Source organism: Caballeronia sp. 11_S32 (assembly GCF_056930355.1).
Map to the genome: position 1 here is coordinate 683,225 of NZ_JBXOWH010000004.1, position 19,888 is coordinate 703,112.

A 19,888-nucleotide genomic window follows, 5' to 3' on the forward strand; every position below is an offset into this window, starting at 1 on the left:
AATCGAGAGCGGACGCTAGAGGAGACAGGAGACTGAATTCAGTATGGCAAAACCGCGCGCGGCGCACAATCTAGGATTCGAAGCACTGCGTTTCATCATCGAATGTTGCTCGCGCAGGGCAGTCAGCAGGCGTCGGCGCTTGCCAGTCGCGGATAGCCGGGCTGACCGGAATCGATCGTCGTCACGCAGGCGCCGTCGCTGAGATCGAGCGTGCTGTCGATGTCGCGCCTCGAGCCGTCCTTCATCTGCACGCTGTAGCGGTAGACCTTCGCCGTCTGCTCCGGGCTCTTCTGGAACAGGCTCGTCAGATCGAAGCCCAGCCCGATGCCTGCGCCCCCGCCGCTCCAGCCATTGCCGCCAATGCCGCCGCCGCCCACGCCGACCGTCGGGCCGGAAGAGGGCGCCGCGCCCGTCGAGACCGTCGTCAGATATTGCTTGCCGACGATGCGGCCAATCGCGAGCGTGCTGTCCGCGGGCAGCGGCGCCGATGCGCCCGGTCCGCTCGCGCACGCGGCGAGCATCGCGAATGTGACGACCGCGACGCCCGCTCGCGCCGCGCGTTGAATCAAGCGTTGTTCCAGTTTCATTCCAGCCTCTTGCGTGCGAGTGCACGCGTTTCATTGGCCCTCGATGCGTGCGCGCGACATGAAAGCCTCGCGCGCTCACGCCGGCGTGCCCGGAAACGTCGCCGCAAAAAAACGCCGCCCTGAAGAGGGCGGCGCTCGTCAGCGATTCGCTTCGGACCGGAATGCCGGCGCGCTTCGCGAGGGACGCGAATGCGCGGCCGGAATCTTGAACGAATGCGCGCCGCGATTGAACCAGATTGCTCCGATTCAGCCTGCGGCAAATCGATCCGCGTCGTCAGTCCTTCAGCAGATACGCGACGATCGCATCGCATACGCGGGCGAACATCTGCGTGCCGGTGACGGTCGCGCAGCCGCGCGCGCGGGCCGCCTCGATGAAGGGCGTGAGCGGCGGCTTGGTCACGACATCGCCGACGAAGGTCGCCGGGGAAAGACGCGATACGTCGATCGGCAAAGGATCGCCGGGACGCATGCCCGCCGGCGACGCGTTCACGATGAGGTCGTAGTTTTCCGCCGGCGCGTCGTCGGCGACGCTCACCGCGCCGCGGCCCAGGGCGCCGAGGCGCGAGGCGAGGGCGCCCGTGCGCGCGGCATCGAAATCGCGGATGGCGAGCGACGCGACGCCCGCATCGACGAGCGCGTGACCGATCGCCGAGCCCGCGCCGCCCGCGCCGATCAGGAGCGCGCGTTTGCCTTCCGGCTCGCAGCCCGCGTCGCGCAATGCCGCGACCATGCCGATGCCGTCCGATGCGCCGCCGTGCCAGGTGCCGTCCGCGTTGCGCTTGAGCATGTTGACCGCGCCCAGAAACGCGCCTTCGTCCGTCAGCGATGCGCAGTAGTCCGTTGCGCTGAACTTGTGCGGCACCGTGATGATCACGCCGTCACAATTCTGCAGACGTGCGATGCCCGCGAAGAACGCGCCGAGATCGTCGGGCGCGACGTGCGCCGGAATCACGATCGCGTCGCGGCCCGCCGCGCGCAGCGCCGCCGTCACGCCGGACGGCGAGCGCACCTGCGCGATCGGATCGCCGACGATGAAATACACGCGGGTCGCGCCGCTCAAGCCCGCATCGAGCGATGCGGAAAAAGAAATGTCCTGCGCCATTGCCTCGATTGCCTCCTGAAAAAATTTGTGAAGTCCAGTTCGTGAATGCTAGTTGAAAATGGAATAGTGTTCAACAAAATTGAGATTGTCTGATTGGCAACTAACGGTCATTCATCACGACCACCCGAAAAGCTGGAAGCGCAGGCGTATCTGCAAAAAGCGTTTCGCAGCAGGGCCGGGCTTGCGCGCGGGTATCAAAGCACGTCCGGTTCGTGCATCGCCGGACTCGCGCCGGCCGCCGCGAGCGCCTCGTGCAGCGTCTCGAATACGTTCGACGCCCCCAGCACCGGCGTGAGGCCGTGCCGGTCCATGTCGCTACGCAGAAAAGGGTTTACGCGCCCGAACGTCACGGCGACGCCGCGCCTTCGCAGCGTCTCGATCAGCTCGCCGATCGTGCGGGCGGCGGAATAGTCGAGATCGGTGATCGCGCCCGCATCGACGACGAGATGGCGCAGGCCGTCCGAGGCCGCATCGACGAGCTGCGTCACTTCCGCCGCGAAGAAGTGATCGTTCGCGTAGAACAGGTCCGCGCCGAAGCGGTAGACGATCAGGTCCTGCGCGGTCATCGCGCCGGGTTTCGTCGGCGTGAACTGCCAGGGTTTGCCGGGCTCCACGGGCGTGAGCACCATCGTGTGCGGATGGTAGCTGTGGCGCACGTGCCGCATGAGCGACAGCGCGACCGCGAGCAGAATGCCGTGCTCGACGCCCACCAGCACGACAGCGCCGGCCGTGACGAGCGCGAGCAGGAATTCGCCCGGGCTCTCGGCGCGAATGTCCGCGAGGCTTTGCACGTTGATGAGACCGAGCGCGATCGTGAAGACGATGGCCGCCAGCACGCAATGCGGCAGATAGCGGAGGTAAGCGCTCAGAAACAGCAGCACGATCGCGACCACCGCCGCGAAAACGAGCTGTCCGAACTGGCTGCGCGTGCCGGCGCGCTCGGCCATCGCGGTCTGCGTCGGGCTGCCGTTGACGACGAAGGTGCCGCTCACCGCCGCCGCCGCGTTGGCCGCCGCGAGGCCGAGGATGTCGCTGTTCGTGTCGACGTCCTCGCGATACTGCTGCGCGAACACGCGCGACGCCGCCGCGCTCTGCGCGATGATCATCACGAAGCACGAGGCCGCGACGGGCACGAGATCGAGAAACTGCTGCCAGCTGACATCGGGAAAGCGTATCGGGGGCAGGCCGCCGTCGATCGCGCCGAGCACCGCTATGCCTTGCTCGGCGAAGTCGAACATGCTGCTCGCGGCGATGCTGCCGATCACCGCGATGAGCGGCATCGGAAAACGCGGCGCGAAGCGCTTGCAGCCAAGGATCGCGACGATCACGCCGAGCGCGAGCATGAGCGTCGGCCCGTGCGCGTGCATCACGTGTCCGATCACGTACATGAGCTGCGCGAGGCTGCGTGACGACGGATACGGCACCGTCATGCCGAACAGGTCGCCGAGCATCGCAATCGACACCTGCACGCCCACGCCCGCGAGAAAACCGACGAGCACCGTGCGCGACAGAAAATCGGCCAGAAAGCCAAGCTTGAAGAGCCGCGCGAGCAGCAGGAGCGCGGCGGTCTGCAGCGCGACCATGCCCGCGAGCGCGACGTATTCGGGGCTGCCCATCGCGGACATCGACGAAACCTTGCTCGCGAAGATCGTCGCCGTGGCGGAGTCAGCCGCGACGACGAGATGCCGCGACGCGCCGAAGAGCGCGAACGCGAGGAGCGGCAGGAACGCGGTGTAAAGCCCCGTCACCGCGGGCATGCCGGCGATGCGCGCATAGCCGAGCACCTGCGGGATATCCATCGACGCGAGCGAGACGCCGGCGAGCGCATCGCGCAACGCCGCGGCCCGGTTGATCGGAAGGATGCCTTTGAGAAGCCGCGTGCGTGCCGCCGGCGTTGGAGTCGAATCTTGCATGCGTGACACCGTGTTCTGAAGAAGCGAATCGTGCCCCAAGGAACAGGCGCTGCCAAGACTCGATTCGCCCTAGCCCTGGCGATCGAAGTCTAAAAAAAGAGCTTGGCTTCGAGCGCTGTTTTGGAATAGGATTCCAATATCAAAGCGAGTTCTACAGGAAACACGGATTCGAATCGTCAGAGAAACGGCGGTGCGAACGAGACGGAGCGGACGGATGGCGGAGACACTGGACAAACTGGGGCAGAACGAAACATTCGATGTGGTGGTGATCGGCGCGGGCGGCGCGGGCATGTCGGCGGCGCTCGTCGCGGCGATAGAAGGCGCGCGCGTGCTGCTCGTCGAAAGCACGGAATACGTGGGCGGCACGACGGCCTTCTCGGCCGGCACGACGTGGATTCCGGGGTCGATGCACGCGGCGAGCGTCAATCGCGACGATACTTCCGCGAACGCCGAAGGCTTTCTGAACCGCGCGGTGGGCGCTCACAGCAGCGCGGCGATGCGAAAAGCGTTTCTGGAAGCGGGGCCGAAGGCGGTCGCGCATATCGAAGCGAATTCCGAGGTGAAATATCGCGCGCGCCCGTTTCATCCGGACTATCTGTCGGAACTCGAAGGCTCGACGCTGCGCGGCCGCGCGCTGGAGCCGCTGCCCTTCGACGGCCGCAAGCTCGGCCGCGCGTTTTCGCTGATTCGTCCGCCGATTCCCGAATTCACCGTGCTCGGCGGCATGATGGTGGACCGCGACGACGTCGGCCATCTGCTCAACATGACGAAGTCGCTCGCATCGTTCGGACACGCGGCGAAGCTGCTCGCGCGCCATGCGCGCGACCGCATGAGTTGGCCGCGAGGCACGCGGCTCGTGATGGGCAATGCACTGATCGGACGCCTGCTGTATTCGCTGCTGCAGCGCGGCGTCACGGTGCTGACGGGCACGAAGGCCGAAGCCTTGCACACGGGCGCGAACGGCATCGAAGCCGTGACGCTGAGCGGTGTCAACGAGCGGCGGCGCGTCGGTGTGAAGGGCGGCGTGATTCTCTCGAGCGGCGGATTCAACCGTCATCCGACGCGTCGCGGCGAGATGCTGCCGGGCGCCGCCCCCGCGTGGTGCCCCGGCGCGCCCGGCCACGCGGGAAGCGCGCAGGATCTCGCGCTCGCGGCGGGCGCGCGCTTCGGCGAAGGCGCGCTGTCGAACGCGTTCTGGGCGCCGGTCTCCGTGCGCAAGCGCGCCGACGGCACGACCGCCGTGTTTCCGCACTTCATCATGGATCGCGGCAAGCCGGGCATGATCACCGTCGACAAATCAGGCAGGCGCTTCCTGAACGAGAACACGTCGTATCACCTGTTCGGCATCGCGATGCAGCGAGCGAACAAGTCGACACGCTCCGTGCCCGCGTACCTCGTCACGGACTCCGAAGGATTGCGCAAATACGGGCTTGGCATGGTGCGCCCGGGCGGCAAGGGCCTCGCGCCGTTTCTTGCCGATGGCTATCTCGTCGAAGGCAGGACGCTCGATGAGCTCGCGGGCAAACTCGGCATCGACGGCTCCGGGCTCGCCGACAGCGTCGCGCGCAACAATCGCTATGCGCAGACGGGCGTCGACGCGGATTTTCAGCGCGGCACGACGGACTATCAGAACGCCAACGGCGACGCCAACTGGACCGGCCCGAACAAGTGTCTCGGCCCGATCGGCCAGGCGCCGTTCTATGCGGTACGGCTGTATCCGGGCGATATCGGCGCGGCGACCGGCCTCGTCACGGATACCGACGCCCGCGTGCTGAATCGCGACGATAAGCCGATCGGCGGCCTCTACGCTTGCGGAAACGACATGCAATCGGTGATGGGCGGTGTCTATCCCGGCCCCGGCATCACGCTCGGGCCCGGTCTCGCGTTCGGCTATCTGGCGGCGCGGCATGCGTCGGCGCGCGCAAGACAGCCGTCGGGCGCGGCGCTCATCGACGCGCGCGACGAAGCGCTCACCTTGCCGATCGACCTTCCATCCCACGCGCACGTCAAATGAAGCACGAACCGATTCTCGAATGCGACGTCCTCGTGCTGGGCTCCGGCGCGGGTGGTTTGTCGACGGCCGTCACGGCGGCGACACAAGGCTTGTCCGTGCTCGTCTGCGAGAAGGAGGACGTGTTCGGCGGCACGACCGCGTGGTCGGGCGGCTGGATGTGGATTCCGCGCAATCCACTCGCGACGCGCGCGGGCATCGTCGAGGATGACGGCGCGCCGCGTACTTATCTGAAGAGCGAACTCGGCGGGCACTTCGACGGCGCCAAAGCCGATGCACTCATCGAGCACGGCCCGCGCATGGTCGAATTCTTCGAGCGCAATACGTCGATGCGCTTCATCGACGGCAATCGCATTCCCGATTTCCACACGACGCAAGGCGCGGCCACCGGCGGCCGCTCCGTCTGCGCGATGCCATTCGATGGACGCGAGCTCGGTCCGCTCATCGGCAAACTGCGTCCGCCGCTGAAGGAAGTGACGATCAAGGGCATGGCGATCGCGTCCGGACAGGACCTCGCGCATTTTTTGAACGCGACGCGCAACGCGAAGTCCGCATGGCATGTGACGAAGCGCTTCGCCGCGTTCGCGTGGCACACGCTGCGTTATCGGCGCTCGATGCATCTCGTGAACGGCAACGCGCTCGTCGCGCGGCTGCTGAAGTCGGCGGCGGATCGTGGCGTCGATCTGCGCACGCGGGCGAAGGCCGTGTCGCTCACGCGCGAGGCGCATCGCGTGACGGGCGCGCGCGTCGAGATCGAAGGCGTGATGCATGAAGTGCGCGCGCGACGCGGCGTCGTGCTTGCGTGCGGCGGTTATCCGCACGACGCGCAGCGTCAGGCCGCGACCTTTCCCTACGCGCCGCACTGGTCCGCCGCGCCGAAAAGCAATACCGGCGACGGCATTCGCCTGGGCGAGGCGGCGGGCGCGCATTTCGATGCGTCGCTCGAAGCGCCCGCCGCGTGGGCACCGGTGTCGCTGGTGCCGAAGCGCCGCGGCGAAGCGGTCGCGTTTCCGCATCTCATCGAGCGCGCGAAGCCCGGTGTCATCGCCGTGACGCGCGCGGGCAGGCGCTTCACGAACGAGGCGTCGTCGTATTACGACTTCATCTCCGCGCTCATCGGCACGACGCGGCCGGGCGAGGAAGTGTGCGCGTGGCTCGTCTGCGATCACCGGTTTCAGCGGCGTTATGGGCTCGGTTTCGCGAAGCCGTTTCCGTTTCCGCTCGGGCCATATGAACGCTCGGGCTATCTGAAATCCGCGCCGACGCTCGACGCACTGGCGCAACAATGCGGCATCGACGCGCGCGGGCTCGCCGATACCGTCGCCACCTACAACGCGCATGCCAAAGACGGCTTCGATCCGCAATTCCACAAAGGTTCGACGCCCTATAACCGCGTGCAGGGCGATGCATCGCACGGGCCGAATCCGTGTCTCGCGCCGATCGTCGAAGGCCCGTTCCATGCGGTGAAGATCCTGCCGGGCAGCCTCGGCACCTTCGCCGGTCTTTCGACGGATGCGCGCTCGCGCGTGCTCGACGAATCGCACGCGCCGATTCCCGGCCTCTACGCGGTCGGCAACGACGCCGCGAGCATGATGGGCGGGCATTACCCCGCTGGCGGCATCACGCTCGGACCCGCGATGACCTTCGGCTATCTCACGGGCCTCGAACTGGCTCAAGCGGCCCAGTCCGCGCAATCGGCGCGCGAAGAAAACATCACACACCTCTCGGACATCAAACAGGCAAGGACACTGCTATGACTCTGTACGACACAGTCACATTGACGGTGAAGATCGGCGCGAACGCGCAGGTCTTCGAGAACATCAAGGCGAGCGGCGACGCGCCCGGCTCGAAGCTCCTCGGCTGCTGGTATTCGGATATCGGCGCGTTGGGCAAAGTAATGGTGCTGCGTGGCTTCGAATCGGAAGCGGCGCTGATAAAAGAGCGCCAGCGCCTGCTGCTCGAAGGCAATCCGTTCGGCTGCGGCGAACTCATCACCGATGTCGAAGTGAACAGCTACGCGCTCTTCCCGTTCCTGCCGCCGATCGAACCGGCGCAGCACGGCGGCATCTACGAGATGCGCGTCTACGGCACGAAGCTCGCGAGCCTGCAACACACGATCGACGCGTGGAAAAACGCCGTGCCGGAGCGCACGAAGCGCTCGCCGCTCATCGGCGCGATGTACGCGCTCGACGGCACCGTGCCGCGCTTTCTGAACATCTGGCCGTACAAGAGCGTCGACGAGCGTTCGCGCATTCGCGCCGAAGCGGTGAAGGACGGCATCTGGCCGCCGAAGGGCGGTCCCGCCCATCTGACGACGATGGAATCGACCATCTACGTGCCCGCGCCTTTCTCGCCGCTGCGCTAACCGGAGACCCAGCGATGTCACAACGCAAGCTGTCTTTATCCGCGCTGACGGTGCTCGAACTGACGCCGCCGCAGATGGTCGAGTGCGCGGCGCAGGCGGGCTACGATTTCGTCGGCCTGCGGCTTCTGCCCGCGACCGACACGGAAGTGCGCCATGAGATCATCGGCGCGACGGTGTTGAAGCGTGAAACGCTCGCGGCGCTGAAAGACACCGGCATCGGCGTGCTCGATGCGGAAATCCTGCGCCTCAAGCCCGATACGAACGTCGCCGATTACGAACCGATGCTCGCAACCGCCGCTGAGCTAGGCGCGCGTTATGTGCTCGTCGCGGGCAACGATCCCGACGAGGCGCGCACGGCGGAACGGCTCGCGGCGCTCTGCGATCTGGCGAAGCCGTACGGATTGTCGCCGTCGCTCGAACCGATGCCCTGGACCGATGCGAAGGACATCGTGCAGGGCGCGCGCATCGTGAGGGCGGCGGGGCGCGCGAACACGGGGCTCATCATCGATCCGATTCATTTCGACCGCGCCGGTTCGTCGACGGACACGCTGCGCGAGCTACCGCGCGAATGGTTCGGCTACGTGCAGTTCTGCGACGCGCCCGCCGAGCGCCCGGCCGATCTGGACACGCTGCTCTATCAGGCGCGCGCCGAGCGCATGATTCCGGGCGAGGGCGGGCTGGATCTCGCGGGTATCCTGCACGCGCTGCCGGACGGCTTGCCGCTCTCGATCGAAGTGCCGATGAATGCGTGGGCAAAAACCGCCGATGCGCTCACGCGCGCGAAGCGCTTGCGCGACGCCACGCTCGCGGTGCTGGAGGAGGCGTACGCGCAGCATTGAGCCGAAGGCAGTTGAATTCCGGGCTGGAATCGTGTTCTCATTTCGGAATCGGAACTTCGAGAGACTGAAAGATGGCGGGAAATCTGGAGCGGGCGTTGTCGATCATCGAGCTGCTGGCGAAAAACGGCGGGCGCATGCAGCTCGCCGCTATCGCCGATACGCTCAACATTCCGCGCAGCGGCACGCACCGCCTGCTCGCGATGCTGATCGACGAAGGCTATGTCCGGCAGGACGAGGATCACGGCGAGTACATGCTCGCGCTGAAGCTCGTATCGCTCGCGCTCATCTATCTGTCGACGGGCGGCGTGCTCGACGTGTCGCAGCCGGTGCTCGACCGGCTCGCGGCGCAGTCGGGCGAACTGGCGCGTCTGGGCGTCGTCGAGGACGATCACATCACGTTCGTCGGCAAGGCGCAGGGTGCGAAGTCGGGCTTGCGCTACGACCCCGACATGGGCAGCCAGCCGCCCTTGCATTGCACGGCGAGCGGGCAGGCATGGCTGTCCTCGCTGACGGATGAAGAAGCGCTCGCGCTCGTGTCGAAGCAGGGCGGGCTCGGCAAGCCGGGCCAGGGCGGGCCGAAGGCGCCGAAAACCATTCAGCAGTTTCTCGCGGATCTTCACGCCGCCCGTAAGCGCGGCTATGGCATCGCGAGCGAGACCTACGAGGCCGGCATGACATCGATGGCCGCGCCGATTCATCACCCGGTGACGGATGTGGTCGTCGGCGTGGTGAGTCTCGCCGGGCCGACGAGCCGCTTGCCCGAGGCGCGGCTGAAGGGGCTCGCGCCGGCGCTGCTCGAAGCGGCGTCGGACATGGGCGCGGCCACGTTGAGTTCGCCCTATTTCAAGCGAACGATGGTGAAGCCCGACGACGGCGCGGCGGCTTCGGCGCCTGCCGAAAAGGCCGTGAGGAAGGCGAAAGCGAAGAGCGTGAACACGGTCTGATGGCGGGCCGACAGCCGGCGCGGATTGGCCGAATGGCCGAGGTGACGCAGCGGAAATAGCTGCGTTATCATGGTTTTCATCATGAAACGAGAACTCGACATGCCCACCCCGCTCGATCCCATCGTGTCCGAATTCGCCACTGTCGAAGAAGCGGAAGCTTATGACCAGTGGTTTCGGGAGAAAGTACGGCGTTCGATGGCCGATACACGGCCACGGATTCCGCACGACGAAGCAATGGCACGCATTCGCACGAAGCTTGAAGCGAAGATCAAAGAGAAGGAACGAACAGGATCCTGATGCTGCCAATACGTTGGACCGTTGAAGCACTCGATGATCTCGACCAACTCACTGACTACATAGCCGAACATAGTCCCTCGGCAGCCATGACGATGTTTGAGATCATCGAGAAATCGGTGATTCCTGCTTCGCTTACTCCCTTTATGTTTCGCTCCGGTCGTGAACCCGGCACACGCGAAGTCGTTGCGCATCCGAATTACCTCGTGGTCTATCGCGTCATGGATGGCTGGATTGAAGTAATCAATGTGATCCACGCGCGACAACGCTATCCGGTGCATTAACGTATCCCGTGATTTCGTCGGGACGCACTTAAAGATCGATCTGAAACACCGAAAACCCGCATTTCGCGTGAAAGGACCGCGCGATCCGCCGAATCCGAAGCGCCGCGCCATGCGGCGCTTCGCGCTTTGTACCCTCAATCCCGCTTCCGCACCATTCTGCACGGATCGAATTCGCTCCTCCCGCGATAGAACCCCTCACTGCGCGTCCACCGCGTCGGGCGCGGACGCGGGCGCCGGCACGCCGCCCGTCGCCATCCACAGCACTTCGGCGTCTTCGTCGCTCGTCGAAATGGCGGCGTGGCCGGTGCGGCTGTCGAAGTAGATGCTGTCGCCGGCGTTCAGATGCGTCGGCGCGTAGAGTTCGGAATAGAGACACACGCTCCCGCTGATCACGTAGAGAAACTCCTCGCCTTCGTGGCGGCCCCAATCGTCGAAAGCGTCGAGCGTATGCGCCGAGATGCGGATGCGAAACGGCAGCATCGCCTTGTGCGCGAGCTCGGTGGCGAGCAGTTCCATCTGATAGCCGCGATACGCGTGGCGCTGGCCTTCGTCCTTGCGCGTAAGGGCGCGCCGCCCGCTCGCGCTCGGCGCGGGCGCCGTGCCGAACAGCTCGGCGAGATCGATCTGCAGGCCGCGCACGATTTTCTGCAGCACGTCGAAAGTCGGCGACATCAAGCCGTTCTCGATCTTCGACAGCGCCGAGCGCGACACGCCGCACATCCGGCTCGCCGTTTCGAGCGTCAGGTCGTGCGCGAGCCGCGCGCGTTTCACCCGGCGTCCGAGATCGGCCGCCGATTGTTCGGGCGAGCTTTTGGTGCTGAGGCTGGGCATAGGGTGAGCGTTTTTGTTTCCGATAATAACATCGCGCGAATCGGGCGAAAGCATCGGCGCAAAGTTTCGAAACAAGCCGAATCTACCGCCGCAAAAGGCCGCGCGCATTAGTGACAACCCCAATATTGTCCGCTGTTGTGAGCGGCGACGGCAGCGCGTATAGTTGCCTGACTCACGAAAGTTTCTTATCAGAAACTTTCGCTCAGACGAACGAACCTGCATCGAAAGGACTTCATCGTGAACGCACAATCGATTCTTTCCGACCTCGGCATCGCGAGCCTCGTCACCGACGGCGACATGGTCGCCACTTCGCCGGTCACGGGCGAAGTCATCGGCCGGGTGAAGCAGAACACCACCGCCGATGTCGACGCCGCCCTCGGCGCCGCGCAGAGCGCCTTCACCGCGTGGCGCAACGTGCCCGCGCCGCGCCGCGGCGAGCTCGTCCGCCTGCTCGGCAACCGGCTGCGCGAGAAGAAAGAGGCGCTCGGCCGCCTCGTGTCGCTCGAAGCGGGCAAGATTCTTCAGGAAGGCCTGGGCGAAGTGCAGGAAATGATCGACATCTGCGATTTCGCCGTCGGTCTTTCGCGCCAGCTGTACGGCCTGACGATCGCCTCCGAGCGCCCCGGGCACCGCATGGCGGAGACGTGGCATCCGTTCGGCGTGTGCACGATCATCTCGGCGTTCAACTTCCCGGTCGCGGTGTGGTCGTGGAACGCGGCGCTCGCGCTCGTGTGCGGCAACGCCGTGGTGTGGAAGCCGTCCGAAAAGACGCCGCTCACCGCGCTCGCGGTCGACCGCATTCTGCGCGATGCCATCGACGAATTCGGCTCCGCGCCGGCGGGCCTCGCCTCGGTGATCATCGGCGGGCGCGATGTCGGCGCGGCGCTCGTCGCGGACAAGCGCTCGGACATCGTCAGCGCGACGGGGAGCACGGAAATGGGCCGCAAGGTCGGCGTCGCGGTGGCAGAGCGCTTCGGCCGCTCGATTCTGGAGCTGGGCGGCAACAACGCGGGCATCGTGTCGCAGACGGCCAATCGCGATCTCGCGCTGCGCGGCATCCTGTTCTCGGCGGTCGGCACGGCGGGGCAGCGCTGCACGTCGCTGCGGCGTCTTTTCGTGCATGAAAGCATCTACGACGAAACCGTCGCGCGCTTGAAGGATCTCTACGCGAAAGTGCCCGTCGGCAATCCGCTCGAGCAAGGCGTGCTGATGGGCCCGCTCATCGATGCGCAGGCATTCGCGCGCATGCAGGACGCGCTCGAGCAGGCGAAGGGCGAGGGCGGCAAGGTGTTCGGCGGCGAGCGCGTCAGCGTGAAGGGCAGCGAAAACGGCTACTACGTGCGCCCGGCGCTCGTCGAAATGCCGTCGCAAACGGATGTCGTGCTGAAGGAAACCTTCGCGCCGATTCTCTACGTGATGCGCTATTCCGATTTCGACGAAGCCATCGCCGCGAACAACGCCGCCGCGCATGGCTTGTCGTCGTGCGCGTTCACGACCGATCTGCGTGAAGCGGAGCGCTTCCTGTCGGCGTCGGGCAGCGATTGCGGCATCGCGAACGTGAACATCGGGCCGAGCGGCGCGGAAATCGGCGGTGCGTTCGGCGGCGAAAAGGAAACCGGCGGCGGACGCGAATCGGGTTCGGATGCGTGGAAGGCCTATATGCGCCGCGCGACCAACACGATCAACTACTCGTCGGAATTGCCGCTCGCGCAGGGCATCGACTTCAATCTCGGCTGAAGCACAACAGTCCGGAGGCGGCGTGGCTTCTCAAGTGGTGATCGTGGGTGGCGGTGTGATCGGCAGCTCGGTCGCGTATTTTCTGCGTCTGTCGGACCCGACAGTGCAGGTGACCGTGATCGAGCGCGATCCGACTTACGCGCGTTCGTCGTCGGCGCTGTCGGCCGCGTCGATCCGGCAGCAGTTCTCGACGCCGCTTTCGGTGCGCATGTCGCTCTTCGGCATCGAGTTCCTGCGCTCGATCGGCGAGCGGCTCGAAGTGAACGGCGAACGCCCGTCGATCGATCTGCATGAAGGCGGCTATCTCTTCCTCGCGACCGCACCCGGCGCCGCGACGCTGCGCGAGAATCACGCGCTGCAACGCGAGCTCGGCGCGGATATCAGCCTGCTCGATCGCGCGCAGTTGCAGGCGCGCTTCCCGTGGCTCAACACGGAAGATCTGGCGGCGGGCACGTTCGGCGAAAGCGGCGAAGGCTGGTTCGACGGCTACGGGCTCGTGCAGGCTTTGCGTCGCAAGGCGCAATCGCTCGGCGCGCGTTATGTGGCGACGGAAGTGGTCGGCATCGAGCGCGAAGGGCGTCGCGCAACGGCCGTGCGCGCGGCCAACGGCGAGACCTATGCGTGCGATGTCATCGTGAACGCGGCGGGCGCGTGGTCGCGGTCGGTCGCGGCGATGCTCGGCATCGACATTCCCGTGTACGCGCGCCGCCGCAGCATCTTCAACGTGTCGTCGCCGGCGAAGCTCGAACGCTGCCCTTTGCTGATCGATCCGAGCGGCGTTTACTTCCGCCCCGAAGGGCGCACGTATATTTGCGGCACGTCGCCCGCGGCGGACAACGATCCCGACGACCTGCCGCTCGACGAAGTCGACCACGCGCTCTTCGACGACGTGATCTGGCCGACGCTCGCGCATCGCGTGCCGGCATTCGAGGCGCTGCGCGTGGAGCGCTGCTGGTCCGGCTATTACGAGTACAACGTGCTCGACCAGAACGCGATCATCGGCTATCACCCGGACAGCGATAACTGCATCTTTGCGAATGGATTCAGCGGACACGGCCTGCAGCAAGGCCCGGCGACGGGGCGCGGCGTAAGCGAACTGATTCTGCGCGGAGGTTACGAAACGCTCGATTTATCGCCGCTCGACTGGACGCGCGTATTGGAAGGCAGGCCGATCGTGGAAAAGAATGTCGTATAACTGTTAGAAGACTTACGAATACCGCTTTCCCTAATCGATGATTTAAGTCAGCCCGGCCGCAGACCGGGCATTTTTTTCGCTGAGAACAGAGATAAGCGGATTGACACCGGTCCGGTTTGCGTTTCGAACGGGCATTCTTATCATCATCGCCATGCGTTCGCGCTGCGTCCATTAATGAAATCCACTAGGGCCAGCGGCTTTCGATAAGCGCAAGCTGGAACCATCAGACGCTTTTCGCGCTTCAACCTAAAGGAGACAAAACATGGAAGCCAATACGAGCGCACATTTCTATGCCTGGATCGACGACGGCGAAATGCCTCACGACACGAGCGTGCCCGTGTCGCACCGTTCCAGCCAGCCGTCCGCGGCACCCGAATATGTCGCCGAGATTTGCGGGCGTTTCGGAAAAACCGAGGAGGAAAAAAACTCCTGCGTGATTCGCGGATATAACTGATTGTCGTAATGCAGTGTGTTGCGCGCGTGACACGGTCTGTCACGTTGCGCTAAACGCGCACATAAAGACGCGTATCGCGCGATTCATGACCGCACTTCATGAAACGCGTCATGCCGGTGAAATTCGGCCGGTATTGCGAGACTTGTGTGCGCTGTCAAACAGAAAACGGCTCGGCTATCTCGTGGACGGCCTTGACGCAAATGAACCCGCCGTGTGCGGGTTTTTTCATGCGCCGTGCATTTTCGCGCATTCCCGATCCGCCCGGCAGCCCGCGGCCGGCGATGGCACAATCGCTCGCAATGCAGGCTTATCAGGAGCAAAGGTGGCGAATCTGGATCTGGACAATCCGTTTCTCGAGGCGCTCGGCGCGGTGTTCACGGAATGGCGCGCGGGCTACGCCGAGTTCGCGATGCCGATACACGCGGGGCATCTGAACCGGCAGCGCATCCTGCAGGGCGGCGCGATCGCCACGCTGCTCGACGCGGCCTGCGGCTACGCGGGCCTGTTCACGACGGGCGCGGCGCCCGTGCACGGCTTCACGCTTTCGCTCACCGTGAACTATCTCGATCGCGGCATCGGCGACAAGGTCGTCGCGAAGGGCTTTCTCGAACGGCAGGGGCGCTCCGTCTACTTCGCGCGCGGCGAGGCATGGGTCGACGACCGCGTGATGATCGCGAGCGCGCAAGGCACGTTCAAGTACGCGCGCTGAACGCGCCAAGTCCGACGATGGCCACAAGAAATCTACTCAGACGTCTCGATCTCACGACGCTGCAACTCTTTCTCGCCGTGTTCGAGGAAGGCACGCTCACGCGCGCGGCGGAGCGCGAGGCGATCGCGGTCTCCGCGGCGAGCAAGCGGCTGCTCGAACTGGAACAGGCCGTGGGCGCCGTGCTTTTCGAGCGCAAGGCGCGCGGCATGGACCTCACGCCGGCGGGCGAAACGCTGCTGCATCACGCGCGGCGCGTGTTGCGCGATGTCGAGAACATCGGCATCGAGCTGGCGGAACACGCGAGCGGCGTGCGCGGCTACGTGCGGATGATGGCGAACCTCTCCGCGATCGTCGAATTCCTGCCGGAGGACTTGCGCGCGTTCATCTCCGTGCACGAACAGATCAAGATCGATCTCGAAGAGCGGCCGAGCGGCGGCATCGTCGATGGCGTGGCGGACAGTCTCGTCGATCTGGGCATCTGTTCCGGCGACGCCGACACGCGCGGCCTCGAATCCGTGCACTACCGGCACGACCGGCTTTGCCTCGTGGCGCCGGGCGATCATCCGCTCGCGCACCGGGAGAGCGTCGCGTTCGCGGACACGCTCGACTTCGATCACATCGGCCTGCATTCGGCGAGCTCGATCAACATGCGCACGCATCTCGCCGCGCGTCAGGCGGGCCGCGCGCTGCGGCTGCGCATTCACGTGCCCGGCTTCGATGCCGTGTGCCGCATGGTGCAGGCGGGCATGGGCGTCGGCGTGCTGCCGCAGCAGGTTTTCGAGGCGATGGGCCGTCAGCTCGGGCTCGCCGCCGTGCCGCTCGACGAGGAATGGGCCGCGCGCAGCCTCGTGATCGTCGTGCGCGATTCGGAGGCGCTTTCGCCCGTGAGCCGCCTGCTGTTCGATCATCTGCGGACCGTCGAAGCGCGCGGCTAGCTTTCGAAAACCCGGTGAGCGTTCGCGTTTGGCGAACGATGCTTGCCGAAATGCGGTTGGACGCACCCGAGCGTTCGCCAATAAGCTTGTCTCCACAGTACAAATTTCAGGAGACGAGCAGCATGAGCGGACCCCTTCAAGGCATCCGGGTCATCGAGATCGGCACCCTCATCGCCGCGCCTTTTGCCGCGCGCATGTTGGCCGAGTTCGGCGCGGAAGTCATCAAGATCGAGACGCCCAACGGCGGCGACCCGCTGCGCAAATGGCGCAAACTGCACGAGGGCACCTCGCTCTGGTGGTATCTGCAATCGCGCAACAAGAAGTCGGTGTGCGTGAATCTCAAGTCGGCGGAAGGCGCGGACGTCATCAAGCGGCTCGCCGCCGATGCCGACATCGTCATCGAAAACATGCGTCCCGGCGCACTCGAAAAGCTCGGTCTCGGCTGGGACGTGCTGCACGCGATCAACCCGAAGCTCACGATGGTCCGTATCTCCGGCTACGGCCAGACCGGCCCGTATCGCGACCGGCCGGGCTTCGGCGCGATCGGCGAGGCAATGGGCGGCATCCGCTACACGACCGGCGACGCCGAAGGTCTGCCCGCGCGCGTCGGCGTGAGTCTCGGCGATTCGCTGGCGTCGCTGCATGGCGTGATCGGCGCGCTGATGTCGGTGCTGCGCGTGAAGACCGGTCAGGGCGATGGCCAGGTGGTCGACGTGTCGCTCGTCGAAAGCGTCTTCAATCTGATGGAAAGCCTCGTTCCCGAATACGACCTGCTGGGCCATGTGCGCGAGCGCAGCGGCGGGGCGCTGCCGGGCATCGCGCCTTCGAATACGTATCGCACGGAGGATGGCGGCTTCGTGGTGATCGCGGGCAATAGCGACCCGATCTACCGGCGCCTGATGACCGTGATCGGCCGCGCCGATCTCGCGGACGATCCCGCGCTCGCCCACAACGACGGCCGCGTGAAGCAGAGCGCGATGCTCGATGAAGCGATCACCGCATGGACCTCGCATCATTCGATGGACGACGTGCTCGCGACGCTCGAGCGCGAGGAAGTGCCCGCGGGCCGCATTTATTCGGTCGCGGACATCGTCGACGACGCGCACTACCAAGCGCGCGACATGCTGCTGCAGGCGGATCTGCCGGGCGGCGCCTCGGTGAAGATGCCGGGCATCGTGCCGAAACTCTCCGACACACCGGGCGAAGTGCGCTGGCAAGGTCCGGCGCTCGGCGAGCACACGCAAGCGGTGCTGGAATCGCTCGGCTTCGCAGCCGACGAAGTGCAGCGGCTGCGCGCCGAAGGAGCGGTGCAATGAATGATGAATACAAAGAACCGCTGATCGTCCAGGAAGTCGCGCCCCGCGACGGCTTGCAGATCGAGAAGCAGTGGGTCGCGACCGAAGACAAGATCGCGCTGATCGATGGCCTTTCTGCATGCGGCTTCACGCGCATCGAGGCGGGCTCGTTCGTGTCGCCGAAAGCGATTCCCGCGTTGCGCGACGGCGAGGCGGTATTCAACGGCATCCGGCGCGGCAACGGCGTGATCTTCGTCGCGCTCGTGCCCAACGTGAAGGGCGCGGAACGCGCGCTCGCCGCCGGCGCCGACGAGTTGAACCTCGTGATGTCCGCGAGCCAGACGCACAACCGCGCGAACATGCGCATGAGCTGCGAGTCGTCGCTGGTGGGTTTCGGCGATGTCGTGCGGCTCGTTCGTGGCGCATCGCAGGCGACGACGCTGAACGCCACGGTCGCGACCGCGTTCGGCTGTCCGTTCGAAGGGCACATCGATGAAGAGCGTGTCGTGTCGATCGCTCGGACGTATCGCGAGATGGGCATCGCCGGCGTCACGCTCGCCGATACGACCGGCATGGCGAATCCGCGTCAGGTCGCGCGGCTCGTCGCTCGCGTGCTCGAACACGTGCCTGCCGCCGATCTCACGCTGCATTTTCACAACACGCGCGGCCTCGGGCTGGCCAATGTCCTCGCCGCCTACGGCGCAGGCGCGCGCCGCTTCGATGCTGCGTTGGGCGGGCTCGGCGGCTGCCCGTTCGCGCCGGGCGCATCAGGAAACATCTGCACCGAAGACCTCGTGAACATGTGCGACGAGATGGGCATTCCGACGGGCGTCGATCTGCAGAAGCTGATCGCGCTGTCGCGCACGCTGCCCGCGCTCGTCGGACATGAGGTGTCGGGACAAGTCGCGAAGGCGGGACGCAATTGCGATCTGCATGCGGCGCCCGATTACGTGAAAACCATCTGAGTCAAAACACCAAAACTATATTGGAGACAAACATGAGCGATCTAAGTGTGAACGCGGCCGATGAGCCGCAAATCGTCGGGAACACCTCGGACATCATCCGAAAGGTGGCGCTGCGGCTCATGCCGCTCATCATGCTGTGCTACTTCTTCGCGTTCTTCGACCGCATCAACATCAGCTTCGCGAAGTTTCAGATGCAGAGCTCGCTCGGTCTGTCCGACACCGCCTACGGTCTCGGCGCGAGTCTCTTCGTGATCGGCTATGTGCTCTTCGAAGTGCCGAGCAACATGCTGCTCTACAAGGTCGGCGCGCGGCGCTGGATCGCGCGCATCATGATTTCATGGGGCATCGCGACCGCGCTGATGGTCTTCGTGCAAACGGAGTGGCAGTTCTATGGGCTGCGCTTCATCATCGGCGCGATGGAAGCGGGCTTCGCGCCGGGCGTGCTCTATTACCTCACGCTGTGGTTTCCGGCGAGCTATCGCGGCCGCATCACGTCGATGCTGTTTCTCGCGTCGGCGTTCTCGGGCCTCTTCGGCGCGCCGCTGTCGGGTCTCGTGCTCGGGCATCTGAACGGCGTGGCGGGCATCGCGGGATGGCACTGGTTGTTCCTGCTCGGCGGTCTTCCGTGCGTGCTGCTCGGCATTCTCGTGCTTAACGTGCTCAAGGATCGCGTCGATGACGCCGCGTGGCTCACCGACGCCGAAAAGACCTGTCTCAAGAGCCAGATTTCGACGCAAAGCCAGCACACAGACACCGGCCATTCGCTCTTCGGCGCGATCAAGACGCCCGGCTTCCTGATGCTCGGCCTGATTTACTTCCTGATCCAGATCGCATCGTACGGCCTCAACTTCTGGGCGCCGCACCTGATCCGCGCGGCGGGCACGCAGAATCCGACGATCATCGGTCTGTTGACGGCGGTGCCGTACATCTGCGGCGCGATCTGCATGGTCGTGGTCGGCCGCATGTCGGACCGTTCGGGCGAGCGCCGCAAATTCGTCGCGGCCCTGCTCGTGATGGCGGCGGCAGGCTTCTTCGCGGCGGGCATCTTCGATAAGCAGACGACGCTTCTCATCGCCGCGCTCGGCGTGATGGGCGCGGGCGTGATCGCATCGATTCCGGCGTTCTGGGCGCTGCCGCCGAAGCTGCTGACCGGTGCGGGCGCGGCGGGCGGCATCGCGCTGATCAACACGCTGGGGCAACTGGGCGGCATCGTGAGCCCGGTGATGGTGGGCCGCATCCGCGACACGATGGGCAGCACGACGCCCGCGCTGTACGCGATCGGCGCGATGAGCGTGTTGTGCGCGCTGCTGCTGCTGTTCGGCTTGCCGCAATCGCTCAAGCAGCGGGATCATGCGGAGCACCAGGGCTGAGCGTCCCGCGGTTCCGAATGCGAGAGCGCCCGGCGGACTGCATGTCCCCGGGCGCTTT

General features: G+C 65.3%; 19 protein-coding genes. 15 read left to right on the top strand and 4 right to left on the bottom strand.

Annotation, left to right across the window (positions count from 1 at the left end):
- Positions 1-122: 122 nt before the first annotated feature.
- The 3 genes from AC1Z32_RS29220 to AC1Z32_RS29230 all read right to left on the bottom strand — a co-directional run bounded on the left by AC1Z32_RS29220 (position 123) and on the right by AC1Z32_RS29230 (position 3,602).
- On the bottom strand, positions 123-587 hold the full coding sequence (locus AC1Z32_RS29220; RefSeq protein ID WP_483482313.1) for a hypothetical protein: 465 nt from the start codon (positions 585-587) through the stop codon (positions 123-125).
- Positions 588-861: 274 nt separating this feature from the next.
- Entirely contained in the window at positions 862-1,689 is an 828-nt protein-coding gene (locus AC1Z32_RS29225; RefSeq protein WP_483482314.1) for a shikimate dehydrogenase family protein, read from the bottom strand.
- A 194-nt stretch (positions 1,690-1,883) separates the two neighbouring features.
- The gene (locus AC1Z32_RS29230; protein ID WP_483482315.1) at positions 1,884-3,602 is read right to left on the bottom strand and encodes a SulP family inorganic anion transporter; all 1,719 of its coding nucleotides are present in this window, start codon (positions 3,600-3,602) and stop codon (positions 1,884-1,886) included.
- Positions 3,603-3,816: 214 nt separating this feature from the next.
- Between AC1Z32_RS29230 and AC1Z32_RS29235 the strand changes: the two genes are divergently transcribed.
- From AC1Z32_RS29235 to AC1Z32_RS29265, 7 genes are all read left to right on the top strand, one after another.
- Positions 3,817-5,616 carry an FAD-dependent oxidoreductase gene (locus AC1Z32_RS29235; RefSeq protein ID WP_483482316.1) on the top strand — a complete coding sequence of 600 codons (1,800 nt, stop codon included), beginning with the start codon at positions 3,817-3,819 and terminating at the stop codon, positions 5,614-5,616.
- Complete coding sequence (locus AC1Z32_RS29240; protein WP_483482317.1) at positions 5,613-7,370, top strand: FAD-dependent oxidoreductase; 1,758 nt, start codon at positions 5,613-5,615, stop codon at positions 7,368-7,370. The genes AC1Z32_RS29235 and AC1Z32_RS29240 overlap by 4 nt, the downstream gene beginning before the upstream one ends.
- Complete coding sequence (locus AC1Z32_RS29245; RefSeq protein WP_483482318.1) at positions 7,367-7,978, top strand: NIPSNAP family protein; 612 nt, start codon at positions 7,367-7,369, stop codon at positions 7,976-7,978. The genes AC1Z32_RS29240 and AC1Z32_RS29245 overlap by 4 nt, the downstream gene beginning before the upstream one ends.
- Positions 7,979-7,992: 14 nt before the next feature.
- Positions 7,993-8,817: a sugar phosphate isomerase/epimerase family protein gene (locus AC1Z32_RS29250; RefSeq protein ID WP_483482319.1), complete on the top strand. Its 825-nt coding sequence runs from the start codon at positions 7,993-7,995 to the stop codon at positions 8,815-8,817.
- A 71-nt stretch (positions 8,818-8,888) separates the two neighbouring features.
- Positions 8,889-9,761, top strand: a complete 873-nt coding sequence (locus tag AC1Z32_RS29255) for an IclR family transcriptional regulator (protein ID WP_483482320.1) — start codon at positions 8,889-8,891, stop codon at positions 9,759-9,761.
- 81 nt (positions 9,762-9,842) lie between these two features.
- Positions 9,843-10,058, top strand: a complete 216-nt coding sequence (gene relB / locus AC1Z32_RS29260) for a type II toxin-antitoxin system RelB family antitoxin (protein WP_483482321.1) — start codon at positions 9,843-9,845, stop codon at positions 10,056-10,058.
- On the top strand, positions 10,058-10,339 hold the full coding sequence (locus AC1Z32_RS29265) for a type II toxin-antitoxin system RelE/ParE family toxin (protein WP_483482322.1): 282 nt from the start codon (positions 10,058-10,060) through the stop codon (positions 10,337-10,339). Before relB ends, AC1Z32_RS29265 begins: the two co-directional genes overlap by 1 nt.
- Positions 10,340-10,534: 195 nt before the next feature.
- Here AC1Z32_RS29265 and AC1Z32_RS29270 read toward each other — a convergent pair whose 3' ends face one another.
- On the bottom strand, positions 10,535-11,170 hold the full coding sequence (locus tag AC1Z32_RS29270; protein WP_483482323.1) for a helix-turn-helix domain-containing protein: 636 nt from the start codon (positions 11,168-11,170) through the stop codon (positions 10,535-10,537).
- A 237-nt stretch (positions 11,171-11,407) separates the two neighbouring features.
- Here AC1Z32_RS29270 and amaB point away from each other — a divergent pair, with 237 nt between their 5' ends.
- The 8 genes from amaB to AC1Z32_RS29310 all read left to right on the top strand — a co-directional run bounded on the left by amaB (position 11,408) and on the right by AC1Z32_RS29310 (position 19,830).
- Positions 11,408-12,907, top strand: coding sequence for an L-piperidine-6-carboxylate dehydrogenase (amaB, locus tag AC1Z32_RS29275; protein ID WP_483482324.1), 1,500 nt, complete (start codon positions 11,408-11,410; stop codon positions 12,905-12,907).
- Positions 12,908-12,929: 22 nt separating this feature from the next.
- Positions 12,930-14,102 (top strand): NAD(P)/FAD-dependent oxidoreductase, encoded by a 1,173-nt coding sequence (locus AC1Z32_RS29280; RefSeq protein ID WP_483482325.1) that lies wholly within the window; start codon positions 12,930-12,932, stop codon positions 14,100-14,102.
- Between the two features lie 262 nt (positions 14,103-14,364).
- Positions 14,365-14,556 (top strand): hypothetical protein, encoded by a 192-nt coding sequence (locus AC1Z32_RS29285; protein ID WP_483482326.1) that lies wholly within the window; start codon positions 14,365-14,367, stop codon positions 14,554-14,556.
- 322 nt (positions 14,557-14,878) lie between these two features.
- On the top strand, positions 14,879-15,265 hold the full coding sequence (locus tag AC1Z32_RS29290) for a PaaI family thioesterase (protein ID WP_483482327.1): 387 nt from the start codon (positions 14,879-14,881) through the stop codon (positions 15,263-15,265).
- Between the two features lie 17 nt (positions 15,266-15,282).
- Positions 15,283-16,200: a LysR family transcriptional regulator gene (locus AC1Z32_RS29295; RefSeq protein ID WP_483482328.1), complete on the top strand. Its 918-nt coding sequence runs from the start codon at positions 15,283-15,285 to the stop codon at positions 16,198-16,200.
- A gap of 122 nt (positions 16,201-16,322) precedes the next feature.
- Positions 16,323-17,516 (top strand): CaiB/BaiF CoA transferase family protein, encoded by a 1,194-nt coding sequence (locus tag AC1Z32_RS29300; protein ID WP_483482329.1) that lies wholly within the window; start codon positions 16,323-16,325, stop codon positions 17,514-17,516.
- A complete protein-coding gene (locus AC1Z32_RS29305; RefSeq protein WP_483482330.1) occupies positions 17,513-18,460 on the top strand; it encodes a hydroxymethylglutaryl-CoA lyase in 948 nt (315 codons plus the stop codon). The genes AC1Z32_RS29300 and AC1Z32_RS29305 overlap by 4 nt, the downstream gene beginning before the upstream one ends.
- Positions 18,461-18,492: 32 nt before the next feature.
- A complete protein-coding gene (locus AC1Z32_RS29310; RefSeq protein WP_483482331.1) occupies positions 18,493-19,830 on the top strand; it encodes an MFS transporter in 1,338 nt (445 codons plus the stop codon).
- Positions 19,831-19,888 lie beyond the last annotated feature (58 nt).

Excerpts from the sequence above, each read along its gene's own strand:
- AC1Z32_RS29225 (WP_483482314.1), bottom strand. The coding sequence starts at position 1,689 with ATGGCGCAGGACATTTCTTTTTCCGCATCGCTCGATGCGGGCTTGAGC.
- AC1Z32_RS29240 (WP_483482317.1), top strand. The coding sequence starts at position 5,613 with ATGAAGCACGAACCGATTCTCGAATGCGACGTCCTCGTGCTGGGCTCC.
- AC1Z32_RS29245 (WP_483482318.1), top strand. The coding sequence starts at position 7,367 with ATGACTCTGTACGACACAGTCACATTGACGGTGAAGATCGGCGCGAAC.
- AC1Z32_RS29220 (WP_483482313.1), bottom strand. The coding sequence starts at position 587 with ATGAAACTGGAACAACGCTTGATTCAACGCGCGGCGCGAGCGGGCGTC.
- relB (WP_483482321.1), top strand. The coding sequence starts at position 9,843 with ATGAAACGAGAACTCGACATGCCCACCCCGCTCGATCCCATCGTGTCC.
- AC1Z32_RS29270 (WP_483482323.1), bottom strand. The coding sequence starts at position 11,170 with ATGCCCAGCCTCAGCACCAAAAGCTCGCCCGAACAATCGGCGGCCGAT.
- AC1Z32_RS29285 (WP_483482326.1), top strand. The coding sequence starts at position 14,365 with ATGGAAGCCAATACGAGCGCACATTTCTATGCCTGGATCGACGACGGC.
- AC1Z32_RS29310 (WP_483482331.1), top strand. The coding sequence starts at position 18,493 with ATGAGCGATCTAAGTGTGAACGCGGCCGATGAGCCGCAAATCGTCGGG.
- AC1Z32_RS29265 (WP_483482322.1), top strand. The coding sequence starts at position 10,058 with ATGCTGCCAATACGTTGGACCGTTGAAGCACTCGATGATCTCGACCAA.
- AC1Z32_RS29295 (WP_483482328.1), top strand. The coding sequence starts at position 15,283 with ATGGCCACAAGAAATCTACTCAGACGTCTCGATCTCACGACGCTGCAA.
- AC1Z32_RS29235 (WP_483482316.1), top strand. The coding sequence starts at position 3,817 with ATGGCGGAGACACTGGACAAACTGGGGCAGAACGAAACATTCGATGTG.
- AC1Z32_RS29300 (WP_483482329.1), top strand. The coding sequence starts at position 16,323 with ATGAGCGGACCCCTTCAAGGCATCCGGGTCATCGAGATCGGCACCCTC.
- AC1Z32_RS29250 (WP_483482319.1), top strand. The coding sequence starts at position 7,993 with ATGTCACAACGCAAGCTGTCTTTATCCGCGCTGACGGTGCTCGAACTG.
- AC1Z32_RS29230 (WP_483482315.1), bottom strand. The coding sequence starts at position 3,602 with ATGCAAGATTCGACTCCAACGCCGGCGGCACGCACGCGGCTTCTCAAA.
- AC1Z32_RS29255 (WP_483482320.1), top strand. The coding sequence starts at position 8,889 with ATGGCGGGAAATCTGGAGCGGGCGTTGTCGATCATCGAGCTGCTGGCG.
- AC1Z32_RS29305 (WP_483482330.1), top strand. The coding sequence starts at position 17,513 with ATGAATGATGAATACAAAGAACCGCTGATCGTCCAGGAAGTCGCGCCC.